This is a genomic window from Microbulbifer sp. ABF4_143 (assembly GCF_056160225.1).
This window is the reverse complement of sequence record NZ_JBSWWT010000012.1, coordinates 76,155-94,816: the sequence shown is the minus strand read 5'-3', so window position 1 is coordinate 94,816 and position 18,662 is coordinate 76,155. Positions and strand designations below refer to the sequence as shown.

Below are 18,662 nucleotides of genomic sequence, written 5' to 3'. Positions count from 1 at the left end.
TTGCTCTTTCCGATAGCTTTGGCAGGGCCACTCGCAAGAGTGGCTTTTTTTCTGGACAAAGCGCCAGGAAGGAGAAAGGTCGCTCAGGCCTCCCCCTCCGCCGCGACCGGCTCCAACGCCGGCACTCCCCGCGCGACCAGCTGGGCAAACTCCCCGGCAACTTTCCGCGGTTTGCGCCGTTCATCGTACAGGCCCACCTCGGTGACCTGGCCGCTGGGCTCCGCCATCAGTGTCTGCCAGTCGTACTGGTCGCCGCGGCTGTACCAGCAGAAACCGTTCAGGGGAATACCGTCGGCGCGCATCCTGGCGATACATTTGACAAACGCATCGAGCCAGGCACTCTGCTCGCTCACCGGCAGGCCGAAATTGGAAGTCTCGGAAATCCAGAAGGGCACCCGATAGCGCTGGTACCAGCGCCGCGCGTCCTGCTCGTAAAGCGCGATACGCTGCTCCACGCCTATTTCCACCGGCTTGTCGCCCAGCTGCTGGACGCCGTTGGGATAGAAGTCGTGTCCGGCCAGCAGGCGCTTTCTGCGCTCGCCGGTCAGTGCCAGCGTTTCGATACGCGCGAGCTGTGCGGGATCGACCACCTTCAGTGCCTCCTTCATGGCCGGCGGCGGCTCCAGCCCCAGGTGCAGATCCCACACCAGCCAGCCGAACTGTCGCTGCAGCTCCGCCTGCTCTTCGAGCTCCGGTGTCGTGGCCACGGGCACATTGAAGGTTTCCGCACTGATCCACCAGGCCTCTCGATCGGCGTCGATCAGCGCCAGCGCCTCCAGATTCGCCTGCGTTGTGTTGACGAGGATCTTTACAAAATCCTCCTGGCTCGCGCGCCGCTCGTTCCACACTCCGAGATAGCCGCTGCCGATGGCGGTAAAGCAGGGCTCGTTTACCGGCGTAAAGTATTTGATCTGCGGATAGCGCTGCAGAAACGCTTTGACATAGCGGGTAAAGTGCGCGATCCACTCGGGGTCTGCAAAACCCTCACAAAAATCCGGCAGACCGAAGTGCAGCAGATCCACCAGCGACTCCAGACCGACGCTGTCGCAGGCCGCCAGCGCCCTGTCCCACAGCGACCAATCGTAGACACCGGGAATCGGCTCCGCCAGACGCCAGGGCATGCCGTAGCGAACGGTATCCACGCCGAGTGCGCGAATACTTTGCAGATCCTGCCGCTGGTGTTGCAGGTGGGCGCTGCTCTGCAGCTGATCCATTCGGAATGGCTTCCCATCCCGCAATACCCACGGATCAGAGGATTCCTCTCCTACTGACCATAAGAATTCCGCTAAACCTGACATAACTACTCCCCCTCTGTTTTGGTTGCCCCCGCAGGCGGGCGGCCGGGCGGGGATTGCGCAAAGCCTAACATTAAGCAAATGCTCAAAAAAAGACTGTTTTTATATTGCAAAATAAGGGCAATGCCGGTAAGTTTTGTTGAGCATATGCTTAAATTCGCCGAGGACATACCACGGTAAGACAATAACCAAAAGAGGCTAGCGATATGTCTGCAACCACCGAAGAAGCCACCCTCGACGCCGCGCAGATAGCCGCGTCACTGCCCAAGATTCCCAACTGGGATCCGGAGACTCTGCATATCGCAGCGGACGACCTGGAATACGTCACCATCGCCGAAGGTGTGGAGGTCAAGGTATTGCAGGTGGACCTGAAGCAGGGCCTATGGGTGGTATTCAACCGCTTTCAGCCGGGCGCGAAGATCTCCCCCCACTACCACTCCGGCCAGGTGTTCGCCGTGACCCTGCAGGGGCGCTGGTACTACAAGGAGTCGCCACAGCAGGTCAACGCGCCCGGCTCCTACCTGTTTGAACCGGCGGGCAGCAAACACACGCTGATGATTCCGGAAGATCAAAAGGAACCCACAGTCGTCTGGTTCGCTATCTACGGCTGCAATGTGCAGCTGGATGAAAACGGTGAGCTCGACATGATCGTTGACGCCGGCACCATGCTGAACGGCTACCGCATGCTGACCCAGATGCAGGGCAGCTCCGCGGAAAAGACCATCGTAGTCGGAGAGTGAAGGATCAGGGGAAAGGCTGAGGGGAAGCAGGAGCCTTGAACCAGCGGTAACAACAATAATTTCTGACAACCGTTTCAATAATAACTAACAGAAGGACTTTGATGATGCGAAACAAGCCTAGATTCCACCCCACCCGCCTCGCCACTGCGATACTGCTCGGCTCCGGCCTGATCGGCAGCGCTGTCGCTTCCGAGCTTGAAGAGGTGGTCGTCACCGCACAGAAAAAAGAGGAAAAACTGCAGGATGTTCCCATCGCCGTAACCGCCTTTGACGCTGCGGCCCTGGAAGCCAAACAGATTAACGGTATTGCCGACGTGCGCTTCACCGCGCCGAACGTTTCCTACACCAAAGACAACTTCACCGGTAGCAACTTCAAGATACGCGGCGTGGGGCAGGATGTGATTGCAGCAGCCTCGGATACTGGTGTAGGCATCCATGTCAATGAAGTGCCGCTGCTGGCTCCACGCCTGTTCCAGACCGAATACTACGACGTCGAGCAACTCGTCGTACTGCGCGGCCCCCAGGGCACCCTGTTCGGCCGCAACTCCACCGGCGGCGCGGTCAATATGGTCACCGCCCGTGCCAAGCCGGACCAGTTTGAAGGCTATATGGAAGGCCAGTACGGCAACTACGACCACAAGAAAGTCAAAGGCGCAATCAACCTGCCGCTCGCCGACAACTTCGCGCTGCGCCTGGCCGGTATCATGCTCGAACGCGACGGCTACACCGAAAACCTGTTTACCGGCAACGATATCGACGGCCGCGATCAATGGTCCATGCGCGCCTCGCTGCAGTGGCTACCGAGCGAAAACAGCAGCGTCAATCTGATGGTCTCCCGGTTCGAGGAAGACAGCACCCGCACCCGCAGCCAGAAACAGCTGTGCAGCACCGATCCCACCGGCCTGCTGGGCTGTTCGCCGGACAAGCTGGATTTCGGTAACGTCAACCCGAATGCGCAGATCACCGGCACCCTGCCGCTGCTGCTCGGCCCCTTCGGCCCCCAGGCCAGCGCCGGCGGCAGCATACTGGAAAACCCCCGCGACCTGCGCAAGGTGAACGCCGACGTGGACCCGACCTTCGAGGTGGAAGAGACCCTGGCCATATTGCGCTACGACCAGGATTTCGACCAGCACAGCTTCGCGTTTACCGGTGGCTATCAGGAAACCAGTATGAAATCCGTTCAGGATTTCAATATGAACGCCAGTACCATCGAATGGTCGCCGTCACCGCTACTGGAAATGTTTGCGCCCAACGTCTTCAACGCCTATTTCGCCGATGGCACCCTGCCCACTTCCGCCGTGACTGATACCAACACCGGCATAGTGGGCGGCAACATTGCCTACAGCGGCAACACACTGGATGTGTACGACCAGTCCAACAACGACGTCAAACAGTACACCCTGGAAGCGCACCTCGCCTCGGACTACTCGGGTCCGTTCAATTTCCTCGTGGGCGGCTTCCATATGGACGCAGAAGTGCAGGATGACTACATCGTTATCAGCAACGGACTGGATTACTTTTCCGTTGTATTCCCAGCCATTCCGCAGGCGTTCGGTGGTCCCATCGGCGTCGATGGACTGGGCTGGGTCAGCCCGATCTACCGCCAGCAAACCGATCTCTATCACCTGGAGTCCACCGCTCTGTTCGGCGAAATCTACTACGATATCAACGAAGAGCTGAAACTCACCGTCGGCGCGCGCCGCACCGACGACACCAAGACCATCGTCGACCGCCCCAACCTGTTCAACAACACCCCGGACGGCATCCCGGTACTGCTGCCCATTGGCACGGATACCGACTGGAACGCACTCAGCCCCGGGCGCGAGGACGAAGAGGGCTGGACCGAGTGGACGGGCCGCGTGGTGCTGGACTGGATGCCCCAGGTGAGCTTCACCGATGAAACCCTGGTGTACACCTCCTTCTCGCGCGGCTACAAGGGAGGCGGCTTCAACTCTCCGTTCGACCCGGAGCAGTACCCGGAGCTCAGCACCCGCTTCGATCCCGAGTACGTGAACGCCTACGAGATAGGCACCAAGAACCAGCTGCTGGGCCGCAGCCTGCAGGCCAACCTGAGCGCCTTCCTCTACGACTATGAAGATCTTCAGGTCTCCAAGTTTGTAGACCAGGCAGCTTTCACCGAAAACACCAATGCGGAAATCTACGGTCTGGAAGCGGAGTTCCTGTTCGCGCCCACGGATAACTGGCTGCTGAATGCCAACCTGGCCTATCTGCACACCGAGGTGAAGGATTTCGCCACTGTGGACCCCCGCGATCCCAGTCAGGGGCGCAGCGATGTCACGCTGCTGAAAGATCCCTCCAATGCCGCCAACTGTGTAATTATGCACAATGGCGCTCCGGCCCCGGCCGTGATTCCGTTCAACAGCTGCGTCGCCCCCACCCTTGCCGACGGCTCGCCGCTGCCGGCACCCTACACGGTACAGAGCGGTGTGGAAGTGGACCTGGACGGCAACCAGATGGCCAACTCTCCGGAGCTGACCGTCAGCCTCGGCGCCCAGTACACCTGGGACTTGGCCGCCACGGACCTGACCGTGCGCCTGGACTACTATTGGCAGGATGATATGTGGGGCCGGATCTACAACCGCGACCCGATCGACAAGATCGACGCCTGGGATATCTGGAATGCACAGGCAACCCTGAGCGACAAGTCCGGCACCTGGCAGGTGCGCGCCTTCGCCAAGAACCTGGCGGACGAGGACCATATCGTCGGCATGTATGTGTCCGACGCCACCGCCGGTCTGTTCACCAATGTGTTTACCGTCGAGCCGAGAACCTTCGGTATGGCGGTGAACTACAACTTCTAAAACCACGCCACCGGGCCGGGCAAACGGCCCGGTGGGAGCTCCTTTCCGAAGGCCGCAGCCAGCTTGGGAACCTCTGAATAACTCCATAGCCTCTCTGGCGTTCAGAGCGGTTCACAATCAAGGCGCGACTTTGCAGGAATGTCTAGACCTTTCAAAAAGTCGCAACGCAGAGTGTGGATCGCTCTGAAAGCCCCGCAGGGCGGGCCCTGAAGCATGTATCTGCGACGTTGCAGCTCTTGCAAAGGGCTGGGCCATTCGCTGCGAGCTGCGCCTTGCATCTGCACGCTTCAGGGCCCGCAGAGAGGCTATGGAGTTATTCAGAGGTTCCCTTGCACACCGCCAACCCGATTCCGGCACCGGCGGCTGTTGTTTTCACCCCCAGAGCGATTCAGTAAAATCCCGCGCTCGCCGGGAGGCGTTGCTGCCCCCGCGCGGCACGCGGTCGGGCGGGCAACCGCCAACCACCACAAGGGTCCATATCCGTGGCTGAAATCATGCAAAGAGAGAAACCGGCGCAAAAAAGGGCGCGCGTAAAAAACGCCGAAACGAAAGAGCAGGGCCGTGAATTACGCGTGATACTCGCCGCCATCGAGGAATTCGCAGACCGCGGATTCGAGGGCGCCACCTGGCGCAGCATCGCCGACCGGGCCAAAGTCAGCCAGGGACTGATCAAGTTCTACTTCAATGACAAGGAAGGCCTGTGGCAGGCGGCGTTAATGTACGCCCACGAGCGCCTCTCCAACGACCTGCCACCACCGCCGTTCAGCGGCGACGCCGATCCCACTCTGGAAGATGTCGCCCGGTGGATCCGCGCCTATGTACACCACGCCGCCAAGTACCCGGAGTACATAAAGATGACCATGCGCGAGGCATCCGCGCCGAATCCGCGCCTGGCCTGGGCGGTGCAGCATGTGATCCGCGAATCGAATCGGCAGTTTCAGGAGGGCATCACCGAACTGCAGAAGCGCGGCTACTTCCGCGGACTCAGCCCGATTCTGGTGGAGTACGCCTTTCTCGGTGCCATCCACCACCCCTTCCTGGCCAGCGAGGAAATCCGCGCCGTACACGGACTGGATATCCGCAGCGAGAAGATGATCGACGCCCACTGCGATGCGATCATCGCCCTGTTCCTGGGGGACTTCAAAGGGAAGTTCAGCTCGCAGCGCAATTAAAACGACGCGCCGGCAGGCGCGCCGTCACCATTCGGCCCTTCCGCTGTCTGTCGCGGCGCCTCGCCGGCGAGCGCCTGCAGGCGCCTGCGGTTCTCCGCCACCTGGGCGCGGCTCAGGGGAAAAGCCCGCATGACCGGCACCGCCAGCAGAAACAGCCCCGCCGACAGCCAGGCGAAGGTGCCCAGCACCGAAAATTCCGCCAGGGCGCCGTTGGTTTTCACCGCCGGGTCAAAGCCGAACAGCCCCGGCAGCGCCAGCGACGCCGACACCCCGACGGTAATCGCCAGCTTGATCACTATGCCCCCGAACGCCATATAGACACCGGTGCGGTTGCGGCCCGTGGTCAGCCGGTCGAGATCGATCACATCCGCCATCATCGAAAATGGCAGCATCAGCAGCGCGCCCAGCGCAAAGGAGCGCAGCACCACCGCCGCGATCATCGGCCAGACGCCGAACTGCGCCGCCAGCGGCGCCAGCGCGGTCCACACCGCAACCCACAGGAGCGCCAGCGCCAGTGCCCGATGCTTGCTCGTGCGCGTGGACAGGGCGGTCCACAGGGGCAGGCCGATAAAGCTGGCGGCAAACTCCAGCAGAATCGTCAGCGCGAACAGGTCCGGGCGGCCGAAATAATGATCAAACACAAACCAGCTCAGGGCGCCGCCGGGGGCCAGGCCAAAATAGAGGATGAAAATACCCAGGGCAAAGTGCCGGAACACCGGATTCCTGAATGCAATCAACGCGCCGCGGAAAAAAGGCACCGCGTTTTGTGCCTGCGCGAGCGGCGGCTCCGCCGGCACCCAGTAGAGCGCAATGGCGAACAGCAGCGGCAGCGCCAAAGTGATCACCAGCGCCATGGTGCCCACCACCGGCCCGAGGGTGTGGATACCGGCGGCGGAAAAGGCAAACGCGGTCAGCAGCGCGCCGGCGCTGCCGAGGGCGCCGATCCGCTCGCGCACACTGGTGATAGCGGTGCGGCGGTCGTAATCGGATGACAGCTCCGCGCCCCAGGCGATATAGGGCAGCTGTACCATTGTGAGCCCCAGAAACAGCACCGAAATCGACAGCAGATAGTAGCCGGCCCCCACCCCGTCATCGGGAGCAAACAGCAGCCAGGCGCCCAGCACCAGCACCGGGATACCCGCCGCGATCCAGGGTTTGCGCTTGCCATAGCGGGAGCGGGTGCGGTCGCTGAGACTGCCGATCAGCGGATCCGTGACCACATCGAGGCCGCGGGAAATCAGCATCATCGAACTGATGGCGAGCATGGAGAGCCCCATTTCCGAGGCATAAAAGGCCGGCGCAAAATTGACGATGGCCAGAGTCACATAGGCGATGGCAAATTGCGGCAATCCGTAAACCAGGTGCAACCGGGGGGAGATCTCCGTGCCTGCTGCTGACTTCATCGGGTTCTGCTCCTGCAGTTATTCTTGTTATCGACTCGGCACAGGGCCTGCCGCGTTCACTCAGTAGGCGACCAGCGGGTGATCCACCGCCTCGGCGGAAAACATCGAAAGATCGAAGTCTTCATCCTCCGGATAGAGGGTGTGGATGGAAAGGTTGGGCTCTGAATTATATTCAGCCGGCCCCATGGCCCCCACGGTACTCATCACGCTGAAAAACTTTTTCAAACCGCCGGCGAGCGAAACCTGCAGGCGGAAGCTGGTCATCGGCTCCATTCTCGCCGCGCGGCGCTGCCAGTCTTCCGGCAGATAGGGGTTGCGCTGCAGCCGCTCCACCACCTCGCGGTCTTCCGGTCGATCACTGAACAGGGCGTGCTGAGCGATCGACATCAACACCACCGAAAAGGTGTCGTCCCAGTTGCTGAGCTTGCTGCCCGCCCCGTCGCGGTGAAACAGAAACTCGTAATAGTTCTCGATATTCTGCAGTGCCGCCGCCGGTACTATGGGCTGGAAAAAGCGCACCCAACCGCGGTTCACCATAACGACCCTGGCGGAGCTGTCGAGCAGTACCGTGGGATAGGGATCCAGGGCCTTCAGGTTCATTGCCATGGCCTTTCTGAGCCAGCGGTATTCCGGCGCGAAAAAATCCACCCGCGGCTCCTCCGGCGCGAAGCCGGCGGCGATACGCAGGTGGTTGGAATCCCGCCGCCCGAGCCGCAGCACGCGGCACAGGTCCTGCACCAGGGACTCACTGGGGTGGCTGCTCAGGTTCTCCAGGCGGCTGACGTGGCGCGGCGAACAGTCCAGCAACTCGGCCAGATCCTCCTGGCTGAGGCCGAAGACGCCGCGCCAGAAACGCAGAAAGCGACCGAAGGCCTCCTTGCCGGAGCGCTCCTCCGGCGGCCCGCCCCGGCCCCGGTTTCCCGCGCCCGGCTCTCCTGTCGCCGCCGGCGGCACGGCGTATCGGCTGTCGCCGGCGCGTGAGGCGCCGCCCCGGGCGCGGATCACGGACGGCGGGGATTTTTGTCCGCGCAGCTTCTGTTGCGGCAGCTTGATCATTGGCGCGTTCATCGACATTCACTCTTTTTTTAAAATTATTAATTTCAAGTGAAAAGATTTCTTTCCCAAAGATACTAACAGTTTTTCCCGCGCAATATCGAGCCTTTTTGCCGCAAATCCCCGCGGTCGCGCCGCAGGCCGCTCGAAGCGCGCTGCGCCCGACATCCCATGTCATGGGGCGCTGGCCACAACTGAGGCAATATCCCGCCCATTCCAAGTCTGTTTCCATTTGCATTCATTATCGAGGTTTCCATGGCAGCGCCGATACTCAGTGAACGCGATATCCGCTTTATGCTCTACGAACTGTTCGACGCCGAGGCCCTGTGCCGGCGGGAGCGCTATCGCGAGCACAGCCGCGAAACCTTCGACGCCGCCCTGGCGACGGCGAAAACAGTGGCGGAAAAGTACCTGCAGCCGATCCGCCGCCAGGTAGACACCCGCGAGCCGGACTTCGACGGCCACAGGGTGGTATTGAGCGACGAGATCAAGGCGGCCAACGGCGCCATACTCGACGCGGGCCTGGGCTCCGCCACCGCCGACTTCGAGCTCGGCGGCATGCAGCTGCCGCGCATCGTCAACTCGGTGGCCTACACCTGGCTCACCGCGGCCGGCAGCGCCATATCCGGCTATGCCGCGCTGACCAACGGCAACGCCAACCTGATCGAAATCTACGGCACGCCGGAGCAGATAGAGAAGTGGGTGCGGCCCATGCGCGAGGGCCGCTTCGCCGGCACCATGGCGCTCACCGAGCCGGGCGCAGGCTCCGCGCTCGGGGATCTGGTCACCAGTGCCGAGCGCGCAGACGACGGTAGCTACCGCATCACCGGCGCCAAGATCTTTATCTCCGGTGGCGACCACGATCTGAACGAAAACATCGTGCACCTGGTGCTGGCGCGGGTGAAAGGCGCCCCCAGGGGCACCCGCGGCATCTCCCTGTTCATCGTGCCCAAATACCTGGTCAACGATGACGGCTCCCTCGGCGCCCGCAACGACGTGGCCCTGTCCGGCCTATTCCACAAGATGGGTGGACGCGGCCAGATCTCCACGGCGCTCAATTTCGGCGACCGCGGCGGCGCCGTGGGCTATCTGGTGGGCGAGGAAAACAAGGGCCTCAGCTACATGTTCCACATGATGAATGAGGCCCGCATTATGGTCGGCACCGGCGCCGCGGCCCTGGCGTTGACCGGCTATCAGTACGCGCTGGACTACGCCAGAGTGCGCCCGCAGGGTCGCCAGCCCTCGTGCAAGGATCCCGATTCACGGCCGGTGAATATCATCGAGCACGCGGATGTGCGGCGTATGCTGCTGGCGCAGAAGGCCTACGCCGAGGGCGCCTTCGCGCTGTGCCTGCTGGGGGCGCAACTGGACGACGACACCCGCACCGCGGACAGCGAAGCCGAGCGCCGCCGCGCCGCGGACCTGCTGGATTTCCTGACCCCGATCATCAAGACCTGGTCGTCGGAATACGGCCTCAAGGCCAACGATTTTGCCATCCAGGTACTGGGTGGCCACGGCTATATCAACGAGCATCCGGTGGAGATGTTCTACCGCGACAACCGCATCAACCCGATTCACGAGGGCACCACCGGCATCCAAGCGCTGGACCTGCTCGGGCGCAAGGTGATGCAGAACGACCAGGCGGGCTTCCGGGCGATACTGGACGAGATGGCGCAAACCTGCGCCGAGGCCGGCGACTTTGCCGAACTGGCGGAGTTCGCCGCCGCGCTGGAAAACCAGGCCGCCGACTGGCGCGGCGCCACCGTCGCGATACTCACCGCCATGGGGGAAAAATCCGTGGATCTGGCGCTCGCCAACTCGGTGAAGTACCTGGCCGCCTCCGGTCATGTGGTCGTGGCCTGGCTGTGGCTGAAGCAGGCCCTGGTGGCCGCGCGCCAGCTGCGCGACAAAAACCTGCATCCACAGGAACAGAATTTTTACCGAGGCAAGATACAGGCGATGAAGTATTTCTTCCGCCACGAACTGATCGAAGCCCCCAACTGGCTGCAGCTCGCGCGCCAGGCCGAGGGCACCTTCTTCGATATGCAGCCGGAGTGGTTCTGACAGCAGAGAGTAACCGCCGCGACAGCGTCGTGCTTCGCAGGACCCGGGCCAAGGGCCCGGCCCTGCCTTTTTATTAACCCGGTAATCCAATAGGTGATCCTTCGCCTATTGGATTGTCGCCCTCGAAATACTGGCGCAACTGCGCGGACTCGCTTGTATTTCCAGGGCTCGCGCCAGCAACCTGTTTGGTTGCCGGATTGTTATTCCAGCCCCTTGAGGATGATGCTGTAGAGCTGTTTTACCTCACGGGCCAGCGCCTCCGCCGGGGGCCGCGGCGACTCGCTCATCCAGTCGATGATGAGCTCGTTGCAGGCGCCGACGATCGCCAGCGGCAGCTTGCCGTCCAGCGCGCGGGCCGGATCCGCCGCGCGGCGGTCGAACTCGGCGCGGATCAGCCGTGCGAAACGCTGGTGCGCCTCGCGCCGCAGCCGCTCGATGGAATCGGAAACCCCGACCACCTCGATATAGGACAGGCGCGCATAGCGGTGGTCGTTGGTGTAGGCGTGCACCCAGGCGTCGACAGCGGCCTGTAGGCGCGCCTCGTCGCTCGCGCCCTGCGACTGCTCGAGCGCGATGGCGACACAGGCTTCCACATAGTCGATCACGCGCATATACACGCGCTCCAGCAGCGCTTCGCGGGATTTGATCAGCTTGTAGAAATCCCGTGTGGACACATTCGCCTGGCTGCACAGGGCCTCGATGGTGGTGTTCGGATAGCCGAGCTCGGTAAACAGCTCGAAGGCGGCCACGGTCATGCGCTCGATGCGCTCCAGGTCGCGCTGCTCCTTGGTCAGGCGCTTGCCCACCCCGCGGGACAGATCTCCCGCCGGCAGCAGCTCGGTGATTTTGGAGGAGTTGTTCATGGTGTAGACCTCGGGGCGGGCGAATTTCGCGGGTCGCCGGCATTCTGACCGGCAACAGAAGCGAAAATATATCTTTTCACAAAAACAAATGCACGCACTCCCGGGCCCCGGCGGCGGAGCCCGCGCGGGCAACCGGGTTCAAGCCAACCGCGGCCGCAACAGGCGGGCGCATTTTACAGGAAGGATGTTCACCCTATGAAGACAATAAAAACGGTACTCATCACCGGCTGCTCCACCGGAATCGGCCGCGCCCTGGCCCTGGCGCTGGCGGACTGCGGCTGCCGGGTCTTCGCCAGCGCGCGGCGCGAGGAGACCCTCGCCGATATCGCCGGGGAAAACCTGATTCCGCTGCAGCTGGATGTCCTCGACCGGGACAGCATCGCCCGCGCGATCACACGGGTAAAACAGGAGGCCGGCGCTATCGATATGCTGATCAACAACGCCGGCATCAGCAGCACCGCCCCCACCGTGGAAGCGGACTTCGACAAGCTGAAACGGCTGGTGGACACTAACCTGACCGCCTGTATCGCCACGGTGCAGGCGGTATTTCCGCTGATGGCGGATCAGGGTTACGGCCGCATCGTCAATGTGGGCAGCGTGGTCGGCGAATTGCCGGCGCCCTTTACCGCCACCTACTGCGCCACCAAGGCGGGCCTGCATATGTTCTCTGACGTGCTGCGCATGGAGCTGTACCCATTCAATATCGAAGTGACCACGGTACAGCCCGCCGCCGTGCGCACCGAAATCGAGACCCGCTCCGCCGAGGGCATCACCGCTTTCGAATCGGCGCAATCCCGCTACCGGCCTTTCTACGCCGGCATCCGCAAGCGTTTCGAGGGGGGCGAGGCCACCGCCATGAGCGCCGAGGAATTCGCCCGGCGGGTCGCCCCGGCCCTGCTGAAAAAGAAGGCCCCGCGCATCGTCGCCACGGGCGGCAACAACACCCTGCTGCGTACCCTGGCGGCACTGCCAACGGCACTGCGGGACTGGCTGCTGCGGCGGGAATACGGGCTGACCTGAGGGTTACAGGGAGGCGCATTCTCTGATTGCGCAACCCGCGAACGAAGCGGTGTGCCGGAATCGAAGGCAGAGTGCCAGGACGGGGATTTCGAACCGTCGGCGACATGGACGTCGCCGGCGGAGAGTGCAGGGATGTATTCGCAGCGTTTCGAAATCCCCGAGCTAGGGAAGCCCGGGGGATCGCCAAACGAGTCTATGCGGCTTGTACCAACCGGCGGGGTGCTACTGCCCTGAGACTTCCTCGCCGGTACCAAAGGCGGCAGAATTGAAATTGCGCACGCCTTTTTCCCGCGCTTTTTCCGCAACCCTGAGGAAAAACTCGGGGAAGGCGCTGCACAGCCTGCCGGTCCAGTAGTCCGAGCCCGGCAGATACAGCTCCAGCGGCTTTTTCTCCATCACCCGCGTGACAATGGCGTCGGCCACCTCGTCTGCACTGAGCGCGCGCTTGCCCTCGAAGGTGAGCGCCGCACGCCGATCACCGCGCTGGCTTTCGAGCATGGCGGTTTTTACCGCCGTGGGCGCGACCAGGCTTACATCCACGCCGCGGGGGCGCAGGTCGCCGGCGGCGGCGATGGTAAAGCCGCGCACCGCGTGCTTGCTGGCGGCATACACCGCATTGCCCGGTGTGGCAAAAAGCCCGGCGGTGGAGCCCACGTTGATGATATGGCCGCGGCCCCGCTCCACCATAAGCGCCGCCGCCGCATTGGTGCCGTAAATCACCCCCAGGGTATTCACCTCAAACTGCAGCGCCACTTCCCGCGCCTGCAGCTCGCCGGTGACACCCGCGCGCAGTACGCCGGCCACATTCACCAGCACGTCCACCGGCTGTTCCGCCCAGACGCTGGCAAACACCTGCTGCCAGGCGTCGGCATCGGCCACATCCAGCTGCCGCAGGGTCACCCCCCCGGTCTCCGCCCAGGTGGCCGCGAGGGTTTCGCCGTCCAGATCGCAGGCCACCGCCGTGTGCCCCACAGCCAGGGCCCGGCGCACCACCGCCGCGCCGATGCCGCGCGCCGCGCCCGTCACCAAAATATGCATCTCTGCCTCCTGTGGCACCGCCGCGTACTTGCCGGCTTCTATGGGTTTAAGATAAGATGAAAATAATTCTTTTCAATTGACAACCAACATTATCAAAAAACGGCCGCTGCCACAATCGCACCGTCAGCCGCGGGCGCAACAACCACAATAACAACCGAAGCAAAAGTACGAGATGAACGAGAAAAACACTGGCCGGCGGCCGGCGGCACTGCAGTTTCCCGCGGACTTTATCTGGGGCAGTGCCACCGCCGCCTTTCAGATAGAGGGCGCCCTGAACCGGGACGGGCGCGGCCCCTCCATCTGGGATGATTTCTGCCGGCGCCCCGGCGCCATTGCCGACGGCAGTGACGCCAGTATCGCCTGCGATCACTATCAGTACTGGCAGCGGGATCTGGCGCTGATGGCGGAGCTGGGGCTGCAGGCCTACCGTTTCAGTATCGCCTGGCCGCGCCTGCTGCCCGAAGGGCGCGGCACGGCGAATGCCGCGGGCATCGGTTTTTACGATCGTCTGATCGACGGGCTGCTGGAAAAAAATATTCAGCCCATGGCCACGCTGTTTCACTGGGATCTGCCGCTGGCACTGCAGGAACAGGGGGGCTTTGCCGGGCGCGACTGCGCAGAGGCCTTCGCCGACTATGCCGACCTCGCCACCCGCCGCTTCGGCGACCGGGTCAAGACCTGGTTCACGCTCAACGAGCCGAATATTTTTGCGTTCAACGGCCACCTGCTGGGAATTCACGCCCCGGGCATTCGCGATCCGGATACCTATTTCAGGGTCGCCCACCACCTGAATCTCGCCCACGGCCAGGGCGTGCGGCGGGTGCGCGACAATGTGTCCGGCGGCAGGGTGGGTCTGGTGATGCACCAGGCGCTGTTCGAAAGCATCGAGCTGGACGCCGCCGGCGCCCAGGCCGTGGAATACTCGGACCAGGCCTTCAACCGCCTGTTCCTGGACCCGGTACTGCGCGGCGAATATCCGCCGCTGCTGCGCGACACCATGGCGCCGCTGGCGGCCGACGGCGATGCGGAAATCATCGCCACCCCCACGGATTTTCTCGGCGTCAACCACTACACCCGCTACTGGGTCAGACCGGACCCGCAGGTGCCCTCGGGGGTGAGCACCGAGATGGATCACCGAATAGCCGGCGCGCGCTACACGGATATGGGCTGGGAGATCTATCCCGAGGGCCTCTACCGGGTACTGACGCGCCTGTACGAGGACTACCGGCTGCCGCTGCTGGTCACCGAAAACGGCTGCGCCCTCGACGACCACCCGCAGGCCGGCGGCGGCACGCCGCGGGTGGCGGATCCGGCGCGCATCGACTTTCTCGACCGGTACCTGCGCGCGCTGCACCGGGCCATCGGCGACGGCTGCCCGGTGCTGGGCTATCTGCAATGGTCTTTTCTCGACAATTTCGAGTGGGCCGAGGGGCTGCAGAAACGCTTCGGCCTCGTCTATGTGGACTACGCCAGCGGCGAACGCATCGTAAAGGACAGCGGATACTGGTACCGCGACCTTATCGCCCGCAACGGACTGGAGCCAGCCGATGATCAGCCTGCATAAACGCTACTATTTCCGCGGCCTGTACGCCGCCCTGCGCTGGATGATCAACCCGGTCAGCGAGGGCGGCGCCAAGCAGGTGCCGCGGGCCAAAATCTATCTTTCCGGGCCGCAGATACTGCGCGAGATCGAAGAGATGCGCGCGCACCCGGTGGGCCGGCGCCTGCTGCAGGAGAAGCCGGATTTTGGCGAGGCCTGCCAGCTGCACAATCTGCGCGATATGCCCGAGGGCAGCTTCGGCCACGCCTACTACCAGATGATGAGCGCACCGGGCATAGCGCCGGCCTACCTGCTCGCCGGGCTCGCCTACCGGGACGGCTTTTACGATTCCATCGAACTGGACGAGGACCAGCGCTGGTATCTGGAGCGCCAGCTGTTCGACCACGATCCCTCGCACATTCTCTCCGGCTACGGCACCGATCTCAGCGGCGAAATGCTCAACATCCTCTACATCCAGGGGCTGACCGGCGTACCCAAATGGCTGGCCATGTACGGCCCCTTCGGTATTCTGAGCCTGATCATCATCCCCAAGGTGGGCTTTCGCAAATGGCGCAGGCTGCTGCACGAGGCCTACGACCGCGGCCGCGAGGCGGCGAGCAAGTTTCCGCCTCACTCCTACCCCTACGAGGAACTGTTTCCCCGCCCGCTCGATGAAGTGCGCGAGTATCTGGGCATACGCCCGCTGCCCGAGGGGTTCAGCACCCGCGGCTGGCTCAGCCACTCGTGGATCGGACGCAAGTTCGCCACCGGCTTCGGTGTGGACAAGAAGGGCGCCGAGCGCGTGGCCCTCAGTCAGAAAGTCATCGAGAGCGGGGTGCACTGGCGCGACTTTATGCGCGCCAGCGCCGAGCTCCAGGAAACGCTGCGCCAGATAGCCGCGCGGGAGGAGGATCCCGATCAGCGCGCACGAAAACTGCAGCAGGCGCTGGCGCGCGCGCAGTCGGAACGGCCGTACTCCAGCGCGGCTTCGAGCACACAATAAAAATTGACGAAACTGAGAGGGGCGCTATGGCACACAGTCTCGCAGAGTCCATCGAAAAAATCCGCACCGAGGTATCCCGGCTGACCACCGATGGCGGCCAGTTCCAGCTGGGCGAAGAAGCAATCAATGGCACCGTCTACAAGGTTTACCGGAATGCGCCCGCCACCCTGGGTGCGCTCTACCAGATGATGCAGCTGCACGGCGACAGGGACTTTCTCGTCTACCGCGAGCAGCGCCTGAGCTTTGCCGAGGTCTACCGCCGCGCGGCCGCCCTGGCCCACAGTCTGCGCGACCGTTGCGGCATACAGAAACGCGAGCGCGTGGCTATCGCCATGCGCAACAACCCCGAGTGGTGCATTGCATTTATTGCGATCACCGCCATCGGCGCCGTCGCAGTCCCCATGAACAGCTGGTGGACCGGCGAAGAGCTCGACTATGCGCTGCGCGACTGCGAGGCAAAACTGCTGATCGGCGACGGTCCGCGCCTGGAACGGCTGCTGGCTTTCCGCCGCGATACCGGCCTGGCCCTGGTACACGCGCCCGAATCGCCGGCGGACAGCGCCCCGGTTGAAGCCACACCGTTCGACACCCTGCTGGCGCAGGAGCGCGACACCTTTCCCCCGGTGGAAGTCGGCGCGGACGACTGGGCGACCATCTTCTACACTTCCGGCAGCACCGGCCGCCCGAAAGGCGCCCTGTCGAGCCACCGCGGTATTCTGTCCGCGCTGATGAGCTGGGCGCTGATGAGTGTGGCCAACCACGCCGCCGGCTTCGGCGAGGATCTCACCGATCCCAACAAAAAACTCGCCGCCCTGGTCACTGTGCCCTTTTTCCATGTGACCGGCTCCCACGCCATCTTCCTGCTCTCCATCGCCAGCGGCCGCAAGCTGGTATTGATGTACAAGTGGGGTGCGGAACAGGCGCTGCAGCTGATCGAGCGAGAGCGCATCACCTACTTCAACGGTGTGCCCACCATGTCCCAGGAGCTGCTCGGCAGCCCGGCCTTTTCCCGCTACGACACCAGCAGCCTGGAGGAGGTCTTTGCCGGTGGCGCCGCGCGCCCGCCGGAGCACGCGCGGCGCATCGCCGAGGACTTCGGTCTGAACGCCGGCGCCGCCTACGGGCTGACCGAAACCAACGGCCTGGGCTGCGTAATCTCCGGCGCCATGTACCAAGCCAGGCCCGCCTCCACCGGCCCGGTAACGCCGGCGGTGACGGAAATAAAAATCGTCGACGGCGAGGGCCGCACACTGCCGCCCAACGAGCCGGGCGAAATCTGTATCAAGAGTCCGGCCAATATTCTCTGCTACTGGAACAACCCGGAGGCGACCCGCAAGGCCTTTACCGATGGCTGGTTCCACACCGGCGATATCGGCTATCTGGACGAACTGGGACTGCTGTACATCGTCGATCGCCTCAAGGACATCATTATCCGCGGCGGCGAGAACATCAGCTGCCTGGAGGTGGAAGCGGCCATCTATGCCCACCCGGCGGTGGCCGAAGCCGCCGTGATCGGCCTGCCCGACGAACGCCTGGGTGAAAAGGTCGCGGCCGTTATCTATCCCAAACCCGGCCTGCCAGTCTGTATCACCGAGCTTGCGCAGATGCTCGAGAGCAAGATTGCGCGCTTCAAGATTCCCGAGCATTTCGAAATCAGCGAAACCCCGCTGCCGCGCACCGCCACCGGCAAGATTCACAAGCCCGGCCTGCGCGAGCGGCTGGCGGAAAGCGTCAGCGCATGACTTTTATCCCGAGCGGAAAATTTCAGGAACCCCTTATGTCTGACCACACTGTATCCACAGCCATCCGATCCAATGCCACCCCGGCCTGGCTGGACGAGGACTATGCGCTGGACGCCAGCGCCATCGAAAATTACCGCCGCGATGGGCACACCACCCTGAAGCAGGTGGCGAACAGCGAGCAGATAGCCGAGCAGCGCGCGGCAGTCGACGCGGCCATTCGCGCCAATGAAAAGCCGCTGCCGCCGCTGGCGGAGCGCAACACCTACGAGCGCGCCTTCCAGAAGCATATGAACCTGTGGGTGCAGGACCCGGGTATCCGCCCCTATGTTCTGGCGCGCCGCTACGGCAGGATCGCCGCGGAATTGATGGGGGTCGACGGCGTGCGCATCTACCACGATCAGGCGCTATTCAAGGAACCCGGCGGCGGCCACACCCCCTGGCACCAGGACCAGCACTACTGGCCGGTGGACACCGACAAGACCATCACCATGTGGATGCCGCTGGTGGATCTGAGCCGGGACATGGGCATTCTGCACTTCGCCTCGCGCTCCAACCGGGAGGGCTACCTCGGCGATCAGCCCATCTCCGACGAGTCCGAAGCGGTGTTCGAGCAGTATATCCGCGAGCGCGGCTTCTCCATCAGCGGCGATACCAGCCTGCGCGCCGGCGACGCCACCTTTCACAGCGGCTGGACCCTGCACGCGGCACCGCCCAACAGCAGCCCGCGCATGCGCGAGGTCATGACGATCATCTGGGTGGCGGACGGCTGCCGGGTGACGGAACCGGTCAATTTCAACCAGCGCCGCGACCTGCAACGCTGGATGCCCGGGCTCGCCCCCGGCGACCTGGTGGCAAGCCCGCTGAATCCCCTTGTCTATCACCGCGACCCGACGCAGGGGCGTTGACG

The 18,662-nt window shown here is 63.1% G+C and carries 14 protein-coding genes; 9 read left to right on the top strand and 5 right to left on the bottom strand.

The window, feature by feature from the left end:
* Positions 1-83: 83 nt before the first annotated feature.
* Positions 84-1,214: a family 1 glycosylhydrolase gene (locus tag ACXAF3_RS11240; RefSeq protein WP_475112395.1), complete on the bottom strand. Its 1,131-nt coding sequence runs from the start codon at positions 1,212-1,214 to the stop codon at positions 84-86.
* 287 nt (positions 1,215-1,501) lie between these two features.
* Here ACXAF3_RS11240 and ACXAF3_RS11235 point away from each other — a divergent pair, with 287 nt between their 5' ends.
* From ACXAF3_RS11235 to ACXAF3_RS11225, 3 genes are all read left to right on the top strand, one after another.
* Positions 1,502-2,035 carry a 2,4'-dihydroxyacetophenone dioxygenase family protein gene (locus ACXAF3_RS11235; protein ID WP_475112394.1) on the top strand — a complete coding sequence of 178 codons (534 nt, stop codon included), beginning with the start codon at positions 1,502-1,504 and terminating at the stop codon, positions 2,033-2,035.
* A 104-nt stretch (positions 2,036-2,139) separates the two neighbouring features.
* Positions 2,140-4,857, top strand: coding sequence for a TonB-dependent receptor (locus tag ACXAF3_RS11230; protein WP_475112393.1), 2,718 nt, complete (start codon positions 2,140-2,142; stop codon positions 4,855-4,857).
* A 494-nt stretch (positions 4,858-5,351) separates the two neighbouring features.
* Positions 5,352-6,029: a TetR/AcrR family transcriptional regulator gene (locus ACXAF3_RS11225; RefSeq protein WP_475112392.1), complete on the top strand. Its 678-nt coding sequence runs from the start codon at positions 5,352-5,354 to the stop codon at positions 6,027-6,029.
* On the opposite strand, the gene ACXAF3_RS11220 is transcribed toward ACXAF3_RS11225, so the two are convergent.
* Together ACXAF3_RS11220 and ACXAF3_RS11215 are read right to left on the bottom strand one after the other, a co-directional pair.
* Positions 6,026-7,432, bottom strand: a complete 1,407-nt coding sequence (locus ACXAF3_RS11220; RefSeq protein ID WP_475112391.1) for an MFS transporter — start codon at positions 7,430-7,432, stop codon at positions 6,026-6,028. The genes ACXAF3_RS11225 and ACXAF3_RS11220 overlap by 4 nt on opposite strands.
* A 60-nt stretch (positions 7,433-7,492) precedes the next feature.
* Positions 7,493-8,500 (bottom strand): helix-turn-helix domain-containing protein, encoded by a 1,008-nt coding sequence (locus tag ACXAF3_RS11215; RefSeq protein ID WP_475112390.1) that lies wholly within the window; start codon positions 8,498-8,500, stop codon positions 7,493-7,495.
* 240 nt (positions 8,501-8,740) lie between these two features.
* On the opposite strand from ACXAF3_RS11215, the gene ACXAF3_RS11210 reads away from it, so the two are divergent.
* Positions 8,741-10,549, top strand: coding sequence for an acyl-CoA dehydrogenase (locus ACXAF3_RS11210; RefSeq protein ID WP_475112389.1), 1,809 nt, complete (start codon positions 8,741-8,743; stop codon positions 10,547-10,549).
* A 200-nt stretch (positions 10,550-10,749) separates the two neighbouring features.
* On the opposite strand, the gene ACXAF3_RS11205 is transcribed toward ACXAF3_RS11210, so the two are convergent.
* Entirely contained in the window at positions 10,750-11,412 is a 663-nt protein-coding gene (locus tag ACXAF3_RS11205; RefSeq protein WP_475112388.1) for a TetR/AcrR family transcriptional regulator, read from the bottom strand.
* A 195-nt stretch (positions 11,413-11,607) separates the two neighbouring features.
* Between ACXAF3_RS11205 and ACXAF3_RS11200 the strand changes: the two genes are divergently transcribed.
* A complete protein-coding gene (locus ACXAF3_RS11200; protein ID WP_475112387.1) occupies positions 11,608-12,432 on the top strand; it encodes an SDR family oxidoreductase in 825 nt (274 codons plus the stop codon).
* A 222-nt stretch (positions 12,433-12,654) separates the two neighbouring features.
* Here the strand turns inward: ACXAF3_RS11200 and ACXAF3_RS11195 are convergent, their stop codons facing one another.
* On the bottom strand, positions 12,655-13,470 hold the full coding sequence (locus ACXAF3_RS11195; RefSeq protein WP_475112386.1) for an SDR family NAD(P)-dependent oxidoreductase: 816 nt from the start codon (positions 13,468-13,470) through the stop codon (positions 12,655-12,657).
* 172 nt (positions 13,471-13,642) lie between these two features.
* Between ACXAF3_RS11195 and ACXAF3_RS11190 the strand changes: the two genes are divergently transcribed.
* Genes ACXAF3_RS11190 through ACXAF3_RS11175 form a run of 4 tightly spaced genes read left to right on the top strand, consistent with a single transcriptional unit; the run spans position 13,643 to position 18,660 of the window.
* The gene (locus ACXAF3_RS11190) at positions 13,643-15,034 is read left to right on the top strand and encodes a GH1 family beta-glucosidase (protein WP_475112385.1); all 1,392 of its coding nucleotides are present in this window, start codon (positions 13,643-13,645) and stop codon (positions 15,032-15,034) included.
* Positions 15,018-16,013: a Coq4 family protein gene (locus ACXAF3_RS11185; protein WP_475112384.1), complete on the top strand. Its 996-nt coding sequence runs from the start codon at positions 15,018-15,020 to the stop codon at positions 16,011-16,013. The genes ACXAF3_RS11190 and ACXAF3_RS11185 overlap by 17 nt, the downstream gene beginning before the upstream one ends.
* Positions 16,014-16,039: 26 nt before the next feature.
* Positions 16,040-17,755, top strand: a complete 1,716-nt coding sequence (locus ACXAF3_RS11180) for a class I adenylate-forming enzyme family protein (RefSeq protein WP_475112383.1) — start codon at positions 16,040-16,042, stop codon at positions 17,753-17,755.
* Positions 17,756-17,790: 35 nt separating this feature from the next.
* Positions 17,791-18,660 carry a phytanoyl-CoA dioxygenase family protein gene (locus ACXAF3_RS11175; protein ID WP_475112382.1) on the top strand — a complete coding sequence of 290 codons (870 nt, stop codon included), beginning with the start codon at positions 17,791-17,793 and terminating at the stop codon, positions 18,658-18,660.
* Positions 18,661-18,662: the final 2 nt, after the last annotated feature.